Raw genomic sequence first — 15,047 nt, 5'->3', positions numbered from 1 at the left:
TAAGATTTCTTAGGACGGTCGGAGACCACGACCTTGATAGATCGGATGTGGAAGTGCGGTAACGCATGGAGCTAACCGATACTAATTGTCCTATTCGCGCTTGAGAGTCTCACACCATCAATGACAACACTGGGTCCAACCCAGCGTCAGCGATAGGCGTGGATGAACATGCTCGACGCCAGAATATAAAACCTCGTGATTTTCACACAAAGGTGCATCGATTTTAGAACCCATCACAGTGCAAGCTGTGATGGATAAAGCCCAAACCACATCAAAGTATCACTTTGATGTGCATGTCGTATCCGCCCGCTCCATTGCCTGGTGGCTATAGCGTCGGTGTCCCACCCGATCCCATCCCGAACTCGGCCGTGAAACCCGACTGCGCCAATGGTACTATCGCTCAAGCGATGGAAGAGTAGGTCGTCGCCAGGCATTGAAGCCGGCGGATACAAACATACAAAGCTCGAGAACCCATCCACATGTCATCTGGTCCAACCAGACACCGACACCCCCGCATACACGCGGGGGCGTTGCCGTCTCCAAAGACCGTACCCGCATCGAAGTACCACTTCGATGCACCACGTCGCGGGGTGGAGCAGCCCGGTAGCTCGTCAGGCTCATAACCTGAAGGTCACAGGTTCAAATCCTGTCCCCGCAACCAACGGTATCGCAAAAGCCCCAGACCCCACGGTCCGGGGCTTTTGTGCGTTTGGGTACAAGCGCTGTCGACAAACACCAGCATCCGTATCGGTCGAAATCGGATATGATGAATGCCGGGGCGCCGGGATGCGCTTGCCGCGACCCCGAATGGGGCCTAGGCTCCGCGTGGTGACAATGCGTCGGCCCCGTTCTGCTTTTACTGGCGTCATTCTAGTCGTCATCGCGCTGTTCGGGATCATTGCCGTGTCCGGCTGGCACAGTGCGATTGTGCATGATGACGATGCCATTCATGCCTCCTCGGTCAAGCACGACCATGCGCCATCCGATCAGGGCGATCCGGATGCCCCGATCCATATTCTCGCCCATGCGATGGGCCAATGGGTATCGATCACGGGGCCGCTGGCTCTTCCGATCGCGACCGCAATGGTCGATCGGAACTGGTCGCCACTGGCGCAAGCCTTCCGCAACGGGGTCGACCCTGCCGCGCTGTTGAGACCTCCGAGGAACTGAGATCCGCCGGCGCCGGTCGCCGACATCCCATTTCCTGGAAGGACCATCATGATGAACGGCCAATTTCGCCGGCGTCGCGCGTTCGCGCTCGCCGGTACCCTCTTGGCGCTGCCTTCCGCAGGCACGGCCTGGTCTCAGACTGCGCCGCCGTTTGCCCAACTCCTGAATCAAACGCGCGACGCGCCTCACGTCGCGATCCTTGAAGCCGATGTCGCACGCGCGCGGGGCATTGCCGGGCAGGCGCGGGCTCGCCCAAATCCGTCGATCAGTCTCTATGCCGAGAATTTCGTCGGTGACCTTACAGGCAATGCGCGCGATCAGCAGCAGACGACGTTGCAGATCGATCAACCGTTCGAACTGGGCGGAAAGCGGTCGGCACGTATCGCTGCGGGTGAAGCCGGTATCGCCGCCGCCACCGCCCGCAGCCGGCACGGACGCCTCGTCTATGCAACGGAACTGGCCCAGGCCTATGCACGTGTCGAGATCGCCGACCGTCGGATCGGTCTTGCCGAGGACGAAGTCGAGGAGGCGACGGCGGACCTGAAGGTCGCACGCGCTCTCGTTGGCGCCGGCAAGGAAGCCCGCCTGCGTCAGGTGCACGCCGAAACCGAATTGAACACGCTCGAGGCGGAACTCGAGACGGCGCACGCGCAGCAGACCGCTGCACTTGCCCGGCTGTCGGCGCTGGCGGGCGTGTCGACCGCGTTCACCGGCATTGCGGAATCGCTGCTCGATCGCCTCGATGCCCGCACCGTCACAGGGCCGATCGACCCGATGCAGACGACGATCGTGCGCGTCGCGGAGGCCGAGCGGGAGGCTGTAGCCCGCGCGGTCACGGTGCAACAGCGGCTTGCGACCCCCAATGTCGTCGGACAATTCGGCGTGCGTCAGCTTCGGGCGGCCAGCGGGCCAGCGATCGTCGCGGGCTTCTCGGTCCCGTTACCGTTGTTCGACCGCAACCGCGGCAATATCGCCGCGGCGCAGGCGGACTTGCAAGGCGCCGAGGCAAGGGCCGCGGCGGCCCGGCTCGATGCCGAGGCTGGCACCCGTGCCGCGCTCGCGCTGGTTCAGGCCGCCGATCGGCGAGCGACAGCCGCCGACCGCGCGATGCGAACCGCGAACGAGGGATATCGGCTCGCGCGGATCGCCTATGAGGCGGGCAAGGCACCGCTGATCGAACTGCTGGCGGCGCGTCATAATCTGGGCGCTGCGCGCGGCGTCATCCTCGACGCCGCGATCGCCCGGCTCGACGCCCGCGCCGGCCTGGCCCGTCTTCAGGGTCTCACCATCACCGGAGAACCGGTCCAATGACCGACAGACATCGCCTCTATGCCGGGGCCGCCATCGGGCTGGTTGCCGCCGCTACACTCGGTTTCGGTGCCGCGCGCCTTACCCAATCCTCGACGTCCCCATCCGTCGCGAAGCCGGTCGAGGCGTCGCCACTCGCCCCGCTGGACTCGGTCGCGATGACGCCGCAGGCGATCGCGACATCGCAGATCACGATAGCCCCCGCCGACACCGGAGACATCGCCGCCGCGATCCTCGCCTCCGCAACGATAGAGGCGATGCCGGATGCCGAGGCGGTCCTGACCGCGCGCGCGCCAGGGACCGTAATGCGCATCCTGTCGCACATCGGCGACCCCGTCCGCGCCGGGCAGACGCTCGCATTGGTCGAAAGCCGCGACGCGTCGCAGATCACGGCCGATCGCGAGGCAGCATCGGCGCGCGTTACGCTTGCCGCACGACAGCTTGCCCGCGAACGCACGCTACTCGATCAGGGCGTCAGCGCGCGCGCCGATTTCGAATCCGCGCAGGCCAGCCTCGCCGTCGCCCGGGCCGACGCACGTCGCGCCAGCGCCGCCGCAGGTGCCGCGCGCGTATCCGGGGATGGTCGTTCCGTCGCGGTCGTCAGTCCGGTCGCGGGGCGGGTGACCCGTGCGAGTGCCCATCCCGGCCAGTTCGTCGCCGCGGAAACCGAGCTGTTCCGCGTGGCCGATCCACGCCGTCTCCAGATCGTCGCCAGCGTACCCCCTGCCGATGCCGCGCGCATCCGGGCCGGTGACCGGGTGACGCTGACCACCAGCGATGGCCGGACGATCGAGGGGCGGGTCCGTGCATCGACGGGCGTGGTCGATCCGCAGTCCCGCGCCGCGACCATCGTGGTAACGCCGATTGCAGCGGCCGGCATTCTGTCACCGGGCCAGATCGTTCAGGCACGCATTTTCGCGACCGCAGGGGCGGCGCGTAATGGCATCGTCGTGCCGCAGGAGGCCGTTCAGATTCTGGGGCAGCAAAGCGTGGTCTTCGTCCGCACGGCGACCGGCTTCAAGGCTCGACCGGTCCGCATCGACAGCCGGTCGGGTGGCATGGCCGCGATCGCCGGCGGGCTGGCCGCAGGCACGCCGATCGCGACCGTCAATGCCTTCCTGTTGAAGGCCGAACTGGAGAAGAATGCGGGAGGCGAGGAATGATCGACCGCATCCTTTCGGCCTCCGTGCGCATGCGCTGGCTGATCGCCTTCCTCACGCTGCTCGTCATCGGTTTCGGTGCGTGGCAGATCACCAGATTGCCGATCGACGCCGTCCCCGACGTCACCAATCGACAGGTGCAGATCAGTACCTTCGCCCCGACGCTGGGGCCGGTCGACATCGAGAAGCAGGTGACGTTCCCGATCGAGACGGCGCTGGCCGGCATACCCGGCCTCGAAATCACGCGGTCGCTCTCGCGCAACGGCTTCAGCCAAGTAACGGCCGTCTTCACCGACGCCACCGACATCTATTTCGCCCGCGCGCAGGTGACCGAACGTCTGGCGCAGGCAACGGAAAGCCTTCCCGCTGGCGTGCAACCCAATCTTTCGCCGCTCAGCACCGGTCTCGGCGAGATATTCTTCTATTCGGTGGCCTTTCGCCATCCCGACGGCAAGGGCGTGCCGATCGTCGACGGCAGGCCCGGCTGGCAGTCGGACGGCAGCTATCTGACGCCCGAAGGTGCGCGACTGACGACCAAACTGGCCAAGGCAGCCTATCTGCGCACCGTGCAGGACTGGATCATCCGGCCGCAAATGCGGACCGTGAAGGGCGTCGCCGGCGTCGATTCGAACGGCGGCTACGTCAAACAATATCTGGTCGAACCGAACCTCAACGCGCTTGCCGCCTATGGCCTCTCGATCCCCGCATTGGCGGACGCTCTCGAGCGCGCCAACCTGTCCGCCGGATCGAATTACGTCCGGCGCGCCGGTGAGAGCTTTCTGGTCCGCGCCGATGCCCGCCTGAAGTCGATCGACGACATCGAGCAGGCGGTCGTCGCGACCCGCGCCGGTGTCCCGGTCCGGGTGAAGGACGTCGGGCAGGTCGTGATCGGCGGTGCGGTGCGTACCGGTTCCGGCAGCCGGATGGGCGCGGAGGCGGTCATATCGACCGTGCTGATGCTCGTCGGCGAGAACAGCCGGATCGTCGCGACCAGCGTGGGCGAGAAGCTGACCCTGATCAACCGGACGTTGCCGCCGGATGTGTTCGCCGAACCCGTCTACAACCGGTCGAAGCTGGTGAACGCGACGATCGCGACCGTCGAAAAGAACCTGATCGAAGGCGCGCTCCTCGTCATCGTCGTGCTGTTCCTGCTGCTCGGCAACGTGCGCGCCGCGCTGATCACCGCGGCCGTGATCCCGATCACCATGCTGATGACCGCGGCGGGGATGAACGGGCTGGCCGTGTCCGGTAACCTGATGAGCCTTGGTGCGCTCGATTTCGGGCTGATCGTCGATGGTGCGGTCATCATCGTCGAGAACGCGCTGCGCCATTTCGCAGAGCGGCAGCACGCAGAGGGCCGCCTGCTCACGCTGTCGGAGCGTCTGGCGGTGACGACCGCATCGGCACGGGAGATGATACGGCCGACCGTGTTCGGCCAGCTCATCATCTTCCTCGTCTTCGTACCGCTGCTCACCTTCCAGGGCGTCGAGGGCAAGACCTTCTCGCCGATGGCGATCACCCTGATGCTGGCGCTCGCCTCCGCGTTCGTGCTGTCGCTCACCTTCGTGCCGGCGATGCTGGCGATCGTCGTCACTGGGCGTGTCAGCGAGGTGGAGGTGCGGCCGATCCGCTGGTTCAAGGCCCGATATGCTCCGGCGCTCGCCACCGCCATCCGTCGCCCCATGCCCTTCATTCTGGGCGGGGTCGGCGTGTTCGCCATGGCGGTGCTGTGCTTCGGCTTGCTCGGCGAAGAGTTCATGCCGCAACTCGACGAGAAGGACATCACCGTCACCAACTTCCGCGTACCGTCCGTCTCGATCGATCAATCGACGCAGATGCAGCTCCGGATCGAGGATGCGCTGAAGACACTGCCCGAGGTGGCGCTGGTCTTTTCCAAGAACGGCAATGCCGATCTCGGCACGGATCCGATGCCGCCCAACGCCTCCGATACCTATGTCATTCCCAAACCCGAAAGCGAATGGCCGGCGGATGTCCACAGCAAGGCCGACATCCTGCGCCGGATCGAAGCGCGCATGAAGCCGCTGATCGGCAACCGGACGGAAATCCAGCAACCGATCCAGATGCGGTTCAACGAACTGATCGCCGGCGTTCGGTCCGATGTCGCGATCAAGCTCTATGGCGACGACCTGGAACAGATGACGCAACAGGCCCGGCGGATCGCCGCGGCGGTTGGTGGAATTCCCGGAGCGGCCGACGTGAGCGCGGAACAGACGGACGGCGCACCGACCTTCGACGTGAAGATCGACCGGCAGGCAGTCGGCCGATACGGGCTCACCGTCGAGGAGGTGGCGAACACCGTATCGGCTGCGCTCGGCGGTCGCGAGGCCGGGTTGCTGTTCGAGGGCGATCGCCGCTTCTCGGTCGTGGTCAGACTGCCCGACGCGCAGCGCGACGATGTCGATGTGCTGGGATCGATCCCCGTCATGCTGCCGGCTACCGATGGCCAGATCGCCCGCTCGATTCCGCTCCGGGAGGTCGCCCGGTTCAGCTACACCGAAGGGCTGAACCAGATCAGCCGCGAGAATGGCAAGCGTATGGTGATCGTCCAGGTCAACGTGCGCGGACGGGACCTCGGCGGGTTCGTTGCGGAGGCGCAGGCGAAGATCGCCAGGATGCAGCTCCCGCCCGGCATGTTCACGGCATGGGGCGGCACGTTCGAAAGCCTGCAATCGGCCCGTTTACGGCTCACCATCGTCGTGCCGATCTGTTTCCTCGCGGTCTACGCGCTGCTCTATGTCGCGCTCGGCGGCTTCGTGCCGGCGCTGATCGTCTTCAGCGCGGTGCCTATGGCTCTGGCGGGCGGCGTGTTCGCGTTGCTGCTGCGCGGTATCCCGTTCTCGATCACGGCAGCGGTCGGCTTTATCGCCTTGTCCGGGGTCGCGGTCCTCAACGGCCTCGTGATGATGAGCGCGATCCGCCAGCACCGGGCGGATGGCGAGGACGAGGATCAGGCCATCGCCGACGGTGCGATGGAGCGCGTGCGTCCGGTCCTGATGACCGCGCTGGTGGCCAGTCTGGGTTTCGTGCCGATGGCGTTGGCGACCGGCACCGGAGCGGAGGTTCAGCGGCCTCTGGCGACCGTGGTCATCGGTGGTCTCATCACCTCGACCGCGCTGACCTTGCTGGTGCTCCCCGCGATCACGGCATGGGCGTCCCGCCTGACCCCGGCGGCACGGCGATGGCGGCAAGACGGGACGGCCATTCCGCCCGCCGTCGCGGCGCCCTGACGCTCGGATCGCCGCGCCGGCAGCAGCGATCGATGCGGCGTTTTGCAGGCGCCATGCGTTCGGTACGGACAATCAGGAGAGCTATATGACCGACCGACCCGTCGACGCCGCGCCGCCAGCAACGCTGGCCGACCTGCCGATCCAGCCGACGGGATCCGGCGTCGCCGATCTCGAAGTCGCGTATGAGCAGATGACGCTCGCGGCCGACGATGCCGACTTCCGTGCGGATATGCAGGATGGCGAGGCCGCGGCGGAGGCGGCCGCACATCCCAGTTGATCCGCGCACCGGTCCAATCAGCTAAATCTGCATCAAGTCAGTCGCTTCGGCGCTGGTCTGACGTCTATCATGCGTTAAGCTGGGGGATACCGGCGACGGCACCGGCTCCCGGCGTGCTGATGGATGGAGGCCGCTCTGGATTTCGAACTGCCTGCCATCGTCTGCATACCGGCGCGTCGCGAGCAGAGGATGTTGCCGGCTTTGCTGCAAAGCCTGACGCAACTGCAGGTCGGCGCCCGGCGAACAGCGTTCTGCTTCTATCTGGACGGCCGCGACGATGCCGGCGAGGCGCTGCTTCGGGACGCGGCCGCGACGCTGCCGGGCCGGGTCCATGTCATGATCGGTGAGGACCATCCGGAACCGAATGCGGGGCGAGCCCGGCGCGCGGCAATGACGTTCGGCCTGACGCTGACGGCATCGGGAAACGCGCTGTTGTTCACCACCGACGCCGACAGCCAGCCCGCACCGGACTGGATTTCGGCAGGTGCAGCCGCGCTGCGGGTCGCGGACGTCGTCGCCGGGCTGATCCTGCGGCAGGATGGTACGAGGGACCGGGACCAGACGCGGATCGAGCGATATTACGATCGCCTCCATGCGTATCGCCGGCGGATCGATCCGGTGCCGTGGGAGGCGGATGCGACACATCATTTCGGGGGCGGCGCCAACATGGCGATGCGGGCAGGGGTCTACCAGGAGATCGGCGGCTTTCGCCCGTTGCCGTCGGCGGAGGATGCGACGTTGCTGGACGACGCCGCCCGTGCCGGCTTCCGGGTCCGTCGGGACGCCGCGATGATCGTCCACACCTCGTCGCGGCGTGACGGCCGGGCGCGCGGTGGGCTGGCGGGCGCCCTGCGATCGCTGGATGGCGGAGAGGTGCAGCGCGTCGCGCATCCCGATGGCGCCGCGTGGCAGGCACTGGCGCAGGCGATGGCGCGTCGCAGCTACGCCGGCATCGACGATGCGGCGGTCCGTGCGACGCTGGGTGCATTCATCGGGCTGAGCGGGGACCATGTCCTCGGCGTTTCGCGGGACTGCCCGACTGCAGAAGCCTTCGCGATGCGCATCGTGCCCGCGCCGCCGATGGCCGGACATCTGGTGGCGCTCGACGAGGCCGAGGCGGCGTTGGCGGCGCTGGAAGACGGATGGTGCGAGGTGGCGGCGTGATCGACATGACGACGCTGTTGCGCGATGCGATCCGCTCGCACGATTGGCATCGCACGCCGGCGCGCGATCCGCAGACGCCGGCGGACGCGCTCGCGGTGTTGAGGCCGCTCTACGCCATGGGACGACACGACCTGCCGCTTGGGCGGTTGCTGGAGGGGCACGTCGATGCCGTCCAGATCGTCATGCGCCATGGCGATGCCGGGCAGGTCGGGCAGCTTCGTCGCGCGCTCGCCGACGGCGCGATGCTCGGCGTCTGGAACGCCGGTCTGACTGATGAGCCGCTGATCCTCTCTGGCAGGCGGCTGCATGGCGGCAAGAGCTATGCTTCCGGCGCCGGCGTGCTCACGCATGCGCTCGTGACGGCGCAGGCCGATGACGGAACCCGGTTGCTGCTGATCGATCTCGGCACCACACCGCCCGCGATCGATCGCGGCTGGTGGCGGACAACGGGCATGCAGCGATCGGCGACGCATCAGGTACGCTGGCTCGATGCGATGGTGTCGCCGGAATCCCGTATCGGCGGCCCAGACGTATACGCGCGCGAACCGTTCTTCAGCGGTGGTGCCTTGCGCTTCGTCGCGGTTCATGCCGGCGGGATCGCCGGGCTGTTCGATCGCACCCGGGACCATCTCGTCGCGACCGGCCGTGCCGACGATCCTTTTCAGGCCGCGCGACTTGCCGAATTGTTCTGGCTTGCGGATGCGGCGGCCGGGGTGGTGCGACACACGGCGATCGACGGGTTCGACCTCGAAGGGGAGGCGCGTCTGGCGCGCGTGGCGGCGGCGCGGCTGGCGGTAAGCGACATGGCGGAACGCGCGATGGCGGTGGCGCAGAATGCGGTCGGGCTGGCCGGACAGTTCGTCGCGCATCCGCTGTCCGCGATGCTGGCCGATCTCGCCGTCTACCTGCGGCAGCCGGCACCGGATGCGCAGCGGCTGCGCGTCGGACGGGCGGTTCGCGACGGACTTCTGGTGCCGGCGCTGTGAGATTGCCGCTCGCCGGTGTCCGGCACGCGCTGATCGTGGCGCCGCATCCCGACGACGAGGTCATCGCCGCCGCCGCCCTGATCGCGGTGCTGAAGGCGAGGGGCAGCCACGTCGCCGTCGTGATCGTGTCCGACGGCGCCGCCTCGCATCCCGGCAGCCGCCGCTGGCCGCGTGGCAGGCTGATCGCGGAACGGCGGCGCGAAAGCCTGCGCGCGCTGCGCCGTCTCGGGGTGTTCGCCGGTGGCGTCCGGTTCTTGGGACTGCCGGACGGCGCGGTGCATGATCATGCCACGACCTGTCGACGTCGGCTCCGGAATATCGCCCTCGCCATGCGGGCCGATCTGATCGTCGGTCCGGCGATGACGGATGCGCATCCCGATCATCGGGCGGTCGCGCGTGCGCTGCGGACGGTGCGGTCCGCGTCGCGCAGGCTGAGTTATCAGGTCTGGCCCGCCCGTGGCCGTGAACGGGCAAGGACCCGGTATGTCCGTGTGCCGGGCGGCTGCATGGCGAAGCGATCGCTGATCGCGGTTCACCGGACGCAGCTGGGCGCGATCCGCGACGATCCCGCCGGCTTTTCGATCGCACCGCACGAACTGGCGGCGTTCGCCCATCCGGTCGAGGCATTCGTCGAGGCGATGCGATGACGGCGATCGATCTCGTCGGTTTCGACGACAAATTCGCCGCCGATGCGGACCCTTGGCGCACGTTCACCAGCCACGACGAGGCGGTGAAGCGCGCGGCGATCCTCCATGGTCTGGGCCCGGGGCCGATCGGCCGTGTTCTCGAACTCGCCAGCGGCAATGGCTCCAACAGCGTCGCCATCGCACCGCGCGCGCTGCGTCTCGACGCCACCGAGGGCACGCCGGAGGGGACGCGGCTCACTGCCGGGGCGCTCGTGCGATGGCCGCGTGCGCAGGCATCCGTTCTCGCCCTGCCGGCGCTGCCGCCGCGTCCGGTCTACGACGCCATCGTGGTGGCGGAGATCCTGTATTACCTGTCGCCTCGCGTGATGGCCTCGGTCGCACGGATGGCGGCGACGGCCCTGCGTCCCGGCGGATGCCTGATCCTCGCGCATCACAAGATCGACTTCTACGATTTCGCGCAGCATGCCCGCGGCATCAACCGCCGGTTTCTCGACCGGTCCGGATCGCGCTGGCATGCCCGCGTCGTGCGCTCCACGGCACGCTGGGAAGTCGTCTCCGCCCGGCTCGCGCGCCCGGCCGTCGAATAAAGAAAGCGCCGCATCCGGAGGATCGAAGGCGGGCGTGATGCATTCATGATGCCGCATCGAAGGATATCATCATGTTACGTTCGCTTCTCATCGGGCTGGTCGCCGGGCAACGGGGGATCACGCCGCTGGCGGTGATCGCAACGGCCTCGCGCCGCAAGGAGATCGCGGCGGACCTGCCGCTCCAGACGCTCATGCTGCATCCGCTGGTCGCCGCCGGGACCGCGGCGTTCGCCGCGGCGGAGATGGCGGGCGACAAGATGAAGACCGCGCCCGACCGCACCGTCCCGATCGGACTGGTCGTGCGCGGCGTCACCGCCGCCTACGCCGGCGCCGCGCTGGCGCCACGCGACCAGCGGGTGCTGGGCGCGACGCTCGCGGTCGGCGCGGCGCTGGCATCGTCCTACGCCGGCCTCGCCGCCCGAAAATGGGCGATGCGGCGTTTCGGCCAGACCGCCAGCGGCTTCGTCGAGGATGCGCTCGTATTCGGCAGCGGCCTCGCCCTCGCCAACCCGAAGTTGATCACCGGCAGGACCTGACGGACGCGCCGGATTTCGGCTGGCTCCCCACGCCATCGCTGCTATCCCGGCTCTATGAACGCGAACGATCGCCCCAACGCCGACACGCCGCCGTCGGCGGCCGACCCCCGGATCGCCGCGCTCGAATCCTACGCGATCCTCGACACGCCTGCCGAGGCGGACTTCGACGATATCGCCTGCCTGCTGAGCGAGACGTTCGACGCGCCGATCGCCGTCGTCAATTTCGTCGCGGCCGATCGCCAGTGGTTCAAGGCGGAAATCGGGATCGGCGCACGGGAACTGCCGCTCGACGTGTCGATCTGCGTCCATGCGATCCTGCAGGGCGACATGCTGGTGGTGCCCGATCTGCGCGCGGACGAACGGTTCGCCGCCAATCCGCTGGTGATCCCGGACGACGGACTGCGCTTTTACGCCGGTGCCTTGTTGCGCAGCGCGTCGGGACTGCCCATCGGCACGGTCTGCGTGCTCGATCGCGCGCCGCGACCTGCGGGTATCACCGACCATCAGCGGCGCGTGCTCGACGTCCTCGCCCGACAGGTGATGACCCAGCTCGAACTGCGCAAGGCGCTGCGCGAGGCGGCGTTCCGTGCAGACGAGATCGCGCAGGCGGTCGCCGACCGCGAGGCGGTCGAGACGGCATTGCACCAGGTCGAGGAACGCTACCGACTGGTCGCCCAGGCCACCAACGATGCGATCTGGGACTGGAATTTCGCGACCGGTCACGTGACGTGGAACGAGGCGCTGGCGGTCAGCTACGGGCATGCGCTGGCGGATGTCCGGCCGAACGGCGACTGGTGGCTGGACCATATCCACCCCGACGACCGCAGTCGTATCGATGCCGGCATTCATGCGGCGATCGACGGCGTCGCCGCCAGCTGGAGCGACGAATACCGGTTCCGCCGCGCCGATGGCAGTTACGCGACGGTGCTCGATCGCGGGCATGTCATCCGCGACGATGCCGGCCGCCCGCTCCGCATGATCGGCGCGATGCTCGATATGTCGGAGCGGCAGGCGGGTCGAGCCGCACTGGCGATGAGCGAGGAACGGCTGCGGCTCGCGACGCAGGCGGCAGAGGTCGGCTTCTGGGATGTCGACGTGGTGAACGACATCCTGATCTGGCCACCGATCGTAAAGCGCATGTTCGGCATTTCGGACGATGCGCCGGTGTCGATGCAGGATTATTACGAGGGCGTGCATCCCGAGGATCGCGACGCGACCATGGCGGCGTTCGCGGCCGCCTGCGATCCCGGCCGTCGCTCGCAATATGACGTCGAATATCGCACTATCGGGCGCGAGGACGGCGTCGTCCGCTGGGTCGCCGCGAAGGGGCGGGGCATGTTCGATGCCGACGGCACCTGTATCCGGGTAATCGGCACCGCCATCGACGTGTCCGAACGCCGGCGACGGGACGAGGCGCTGCGTGCGAGCGAAAAGCGGTTGCGCTTCACCCGGGCGCTCGACGAGGTGTTGCAGGCGGCGAGCGACGCGCCGGACGCGATGCTCGCCGCCGCCGGACTGCTGGCGCGGGATCTCGGCGCCTCCCGCTGCGCCTATGCGGATGTGGACGCCGACAACGACCGCTTCATCATCCGCGACGATTATGTCGCCCCCGGGATCGAGAGTTCGGCGGGCATCTACAGCCTCGACCTCTTCGGCTCGCGCGCGGTCGCGGATATGCACAACGGGCGCACACTGGTGGTGCGGGACGTCGCGGGCGAGCTTGCCGTCGCCGATGGCCGCGACATGTTCCTGTCGATCGGCATCGGCGCGATCGTCTGCTGTCCGCTGGTGAAGGACGGGCGACTGGTCGCGATGATGGCGGTGCATCAGGATCGTCCCCGCCAGTGGCGCACGGGCGAGATCGAGCTGGTCGAAACCGTGGTCGAACGCTGCTGGGCGCACGTCCAGCGTGTCGGCGCAGAGGCGCGGCTGCGCGAAAGCGAGGCCCGCTATCGGACATTGTTCGAGGCGGTGGATGTCGGCTTCTGCGTGATCGAGATGAAGTTCGACGGTGACCGCCCGGTCGATTATCGCTTCGAGGAGGTCAATCCCGCCTTCGAACGCCAGACCGGTCTGGTCGGCGCCGCCGGCCGCTGGGTCGGATCGCTCGTCCCCGATCTCGAACAACACTGGTTCGATACCTACGGCAGGGTCGCTGCCACCGGCGAGGCGATCCGGTTCGAAAACGGATCGGCGGCGATGGGACGCTGGTTCGACGTCCATGCCTTCCGCGTCGGCGCCGCGGGCAGCAATCGCGTCGCCCTCCTGTTCAACGACATCAGCGCGCGCAAGGCGGCGGAGGATGCGTTGCGCGGCCTCAACGAAACGCTGGAACAGCAGGTGTCGGAGCGGACGACGGAAATCCGCCGCTATCACGACATCGTCGAGGCGACGGCATCGCCGATCTGCGCCTTCGACACCGAATACCGGATGATCGCCTTCAACACGGCGCACAATGTCGAATTCCGGCGCGTAAACGGCTTCGATTCGAAGATCGGCGACGTGTTCCCCGATCTGTTCATCCCCGAACAGCGGGTCACCATGCGGGCATTGATGGCACGGGCCCTGACGGGGGAGCGGTTTACCGTGATTGCGGCATTCGGCCGCCCCGAACTGGGCCAGCCGTCGTGGGAAATCACCTACACGCCGCTGCGCGACGAGAGCGGCCGGATCATCGGCGCGTTTCACATGGCGACGGACATCACCGACCGGCTGCGGGCCGAGCAGGACCTCGCAGCGACGCATGAGGCCCTGCGGCAAAGCCAGAAGATGGAGGCGATGGGCAGCCTGACCGGCGGCGTCGCACATGATTTCAACAATCTCCTGACGCCGATCGTCGGCAGCCTCGATCTCCTCCAGCGCAAGGGGCTGGGCGGCGAGCGCGAACAGCGGCTGATCGCCGGCGCGATCCAGTCGGCCGAGCGTGCCCGGACGCTGGTGCAGCGGCTGCTGGCGTTCGCCCGACGCCAGCCGCTCCGCCCCCATGCGGTCGATATCGGGCTGCTGGTGACGGGGATGGCAGATCTGGTTGCGAGTACGTCGGGGCCAAGGGTCCGGGTCGAATGGGATGTCGCCGACGGCCTGCCGGCGGCGCTCGCCGATCAGAACCAGCTCGAAATGGCGCTGCTGAATCTCAGCGTGAACGCGCGCGATGCCATGCCGGACGGCGGGCGGCTGCGTATCGCCGCGCGGACGGCGGACGTGGCCGGCGCGCATCGCACGGGCGTCACGCCCGGCCGGTACGTGGTGCTGTCGGTATCCGATACCGGCATTGGGATGGACGCGGACACGCTGCGACGCGCAGTCGAGCCGTTCTTCTCGACCAAGGGCATCGGCAAGGGCACCGGTCTGGGGCTGTCGATGGTGCATGGACTGGCCGCGCAGCTCGGCGGCGCGCTGACCGTCGACAGCAGCGTCGGATCGGGGACGACCGTCGAGCTATGGCTGCCGAGCACGCAAGAGGTGCCACGCGGACCGGAGACGACGGACGCCGCCACGACCGGACGCCCGCCCGAACGTCGCGCCGGGTGTGTGCTGGTCGTCGACGACGAGGATCTGGTGCGCAACAGCACCGCCGACATGCTGTCCGATCTTGGCTATACGGTGGTCGAGGCAGTATCTGCCGAAGACGCGATCCGGCGGCTTGACGATGGGCTGGTGCCCGATCTGCTGGTCACCGATCATCTGATGCCGGGAATGAACGGTACGGAACTGGCGCGGGTCATTGTGGCGCGGCTACCGCGCTGCCGTGTGTTGATCGTGTCGGGATATGCCGAAGTGGAGGGAATCGCACCGGACCTGCCGCGGCTGGTCAAGCCGTTCCGGCTATCGGACCTGTCGGCGGGCCTGATGGAGGTCAGCCGTCCCGCCGACGCTTGACGTCGTGACGAGACCACCGGCGGCCCTGGCCCTAGCCCTCGCCCTGGCGGAGCCGGCAAGCGCCGACGCCCATGATATCGGCCAT

Annotated in this window: 11 protein-coding genes, 1 tRNA gene and 2 rRNA genes; all 14 read left to right on the top strand. The window is 67.5% G+C overall.

All coding sequences use genetic code 11. The annotated features are described in order from the left end of the window. Positions 1 to 106, top strand: a 23S ribosomal RNA gene (locus LRA87_RS09735); the annotation flags it as partial. Between the two features lie 211 nt (positions 107 to 317). After that, positions 318 to 432 (top strand): 5S ribosomal RNA (rrf, locus tag LRA87_RS09730). A 152-nt stretch (positions 433 to 584) separates the two neighbouring features. Then, a tRNA-Met gene (locus LRA87_RS09725) sits at positions 585 to 661 on the top strand. Positions 662 to 834: 173 nt separating this feature from the next. Further along, positions 835 to 1,170, top strand: coding sequence for a hypothetical protein (locus tag LRA87_RS09720; protein ID WP_230631152.1), 336 nt, complete (start codon positions 835 to 837; stop codon positions 1,168 to 1,170). Positions 1,171 to 1,218: 48 nt separating this feature from the next. After that, positions 1,219 to 2,481 carry a TolC family protein gene (locus tag LRA87_RS09715; protein ID WP_230631151.1) on the top strand — a complete coding sequence of 421 codons (1,263 nt, stop codon included), beginning with the start codon at positions 1,219 to 1,221 and terminating at the stop codon, positions 2,479 to 2,481. Further along, a complete protein-coding gene (locus LRA87_RS09710; protein ID WP_230631150.1) occupies positions 2,478 to 3,641 on the top strand; it encodes an efflux RND transporter periplasmic adaptor subunit in 1,164 nt (387 codons plus the stop codon). The genes LRA87_RS09715 and LRA87_RS09710 overlap by 4 nt, the downstream gene beginning before the upstream one ends. Next, entirely contained in the window at positions 3,638 to 6,886 is a 3,249-nt protein-coding gene (locus tag LRA87_RS09705; RefSeq protein WP_230631149.1) for an efflux RND transporter permease subunit, read from the top strand. The genes LRA87_RS09710 and LRA87_RS09705 overlap by 4 nt, the downstream gene beginning before the upstream one ends. An 85-nt stretch (positions 6,887 to 6,971) precedes the next feature. Continuing rightward, positions 6,972 to 7,163, top strand: coding sequence for a hypothetical protein (locus LRA87_RS09700; RefSeq protein WP_230631148.1), 192 nt, complete (start codon positions 6,972 to 6,974; stop codon positions 7,161 to 7,163). Positions 7,164 to 7,286: 123 nt separating this feature from the next. Then, the gene (locus tag LRA87_RS09695; RefSeq protein WP_230631147.1) at positions 7,287 to 8,327 is read left to right on the top strand and encodes a glycosyltransferase; all 1,041 of its coding nucleotides are present in this window, start codon (positions 7,287 to 7,289) and stop codon (positions 8,325 to 8,327) included. Positions 8,328 to 8,332: 5 nt separating this feature from the next. After that, positions 8,333 to 9,313 (top strand): acyl-CoA dehydrogenase, encoded by a 981-nt coding sequence (locus tag LRA87_RS09690; RefSeq protein ID WP_230631231.1) that lies wholly within the window; start codon positions 8,333 to 8,335, stop codon positions 9,311 to 9,313. Next, on the top strand, positions 9,310 to 9,960 hold the full coding sequence (locus LRA87_RS09685) for a PIG-L deacetylase family protein (protein WP_230631146.1): 651 nt from the start codon (positions 9,310 to 9,312) through the stop codon (positions 9,958 to 9,960). Before LRA87_RS09690 ends, LRA87_RS09685 begins: the two co-directional genes overlap by 4 nt. Further along, positions 9,957 to 10,547, top strand: a complete 591-nt coding sequence (locus tag LRA87_RS09680; RefSeq protein WP_230631145.1) for a nodulation S family protein — start codon at positions 9,957 to 9,959, stop codon at positions 10,545 to 10,547. Before LRA87_RS09685 ends, LRA87_RS09680 begins: the two co-directional genes overlap by 4 nt. Positions 10,548 to 10,618: 71 nt before the next feature. Then, entirely contained in the window at positions 10,619 to 11,083 is a 465-nt protein-coding gene (locus tag LRA87_RS09675; protein ID WP_230631144.1) for a DUF4126 domain-containing protein, read from the top strand. A 54-nt stretch (positions 11,084 to 11,137) separates the two neighbouring features. After that, a complete protein-coding gene (locus LRA87_RS09670) occupies positions 11,138 to 14,962 on the top strand; it encodes a PAS domain-containing protein (protein WP_230631143.1) in 3,825 nt (1,274 codons plus the stop codon). Positions 14,963 to 15,047 lie beyond the last annotated feature (85 nt).

The sequence above is a fragment of the Sphingomonas sp. Leaf37 genome, assembly GCF_920939475.1.
Classification (GTDB): Bacteria; Pseudomonadota; Alphaproteobacteria; order Sphingomonadales; family Sphingomonadaceae; genus Sphingomonas.
Note: the sequence above shows the minus strand (reverse complement) of the source record. Positions and strands in the feature narration are given on the sequence as shown.

What these genes read in the sequence shown, in the direction of transcription:
- LRA87_RS09700 (WP_230631148.1), top strand. Translation starts at nt 6,972, where the DNA reads ATGACCGACCGACCCGTCGACGCCGCGCCGCCAGCAACGCTGGCCGAC.
- LRA87_RS09715 (WP_230631151.1), top strand. Translation starts at nt 1,219, where the DNA reads ATGATGAACGGCCAATTTCGCCGGCGTCGCGCGTTCGCGCTCGCCGGT.
- LRA87_RS09720 (WP_230631152.1), top strand. Translation starts at nt 835, where the DNA reads ATGCGTCGGCCCCGTTCTGCTTTTACTGGCGTCATTCTAGTCGTCATC.
- LRA87_RS09690 (WP_230631231.1), top strand. Translation starts at nt 8,333, where the DNA reads ATGACGACGCTGTTGCGCGATGCGATCCGCTCGCACGATTGGCATCGC.
- LRA87_RS09710 (WP_230631150.1), top strand. Translation starts at nt 2,478, where the DNA reads ATGACCGACAGACATCGCCTCTATGCCGGGGCCGCCATCGGGCTGGTT.
- LRA87_RS09695 (WP_230631147.1), top strand. Translation starts at nt 7,287, where the DNA reads ATGGAGGCCGCTCTGGATTTCGAACTGCCTGCCATCGTCTGCATACCG.
- LRA87_RS09680 (WP_230631145.1), top strand. Translation starts at nt 9,957, where the DNA reads ATGACGGCGATCGATCTCGTCGGTTTCGACGACAAATTCGCCGCCGAT.
- LRA87_RS09670 (WP_230631143.1), top strand. Translation starts at nt 11,138, where the DNA reads ATGAACGCGAACGATCGCCCCAACGCCGACACGCCGCCGTCGGCGGCC.
- LRA87_RS09675 (WP_230631144.1), top strand. Translation starts at nt 10,619, where the DNA reads ATGTTACGTTCGCTTCTCATCGGGCTGGTCGCCGGGCAACGGGGGATC.
- LRA87_RS09705 (WP_230631149.1), top strand. Translation starts at nt 3,638, where the DNA reads ATGATCGACCGCATCCTTTCGGCCTCCGTGCGCATGCGCTGGCTGATC.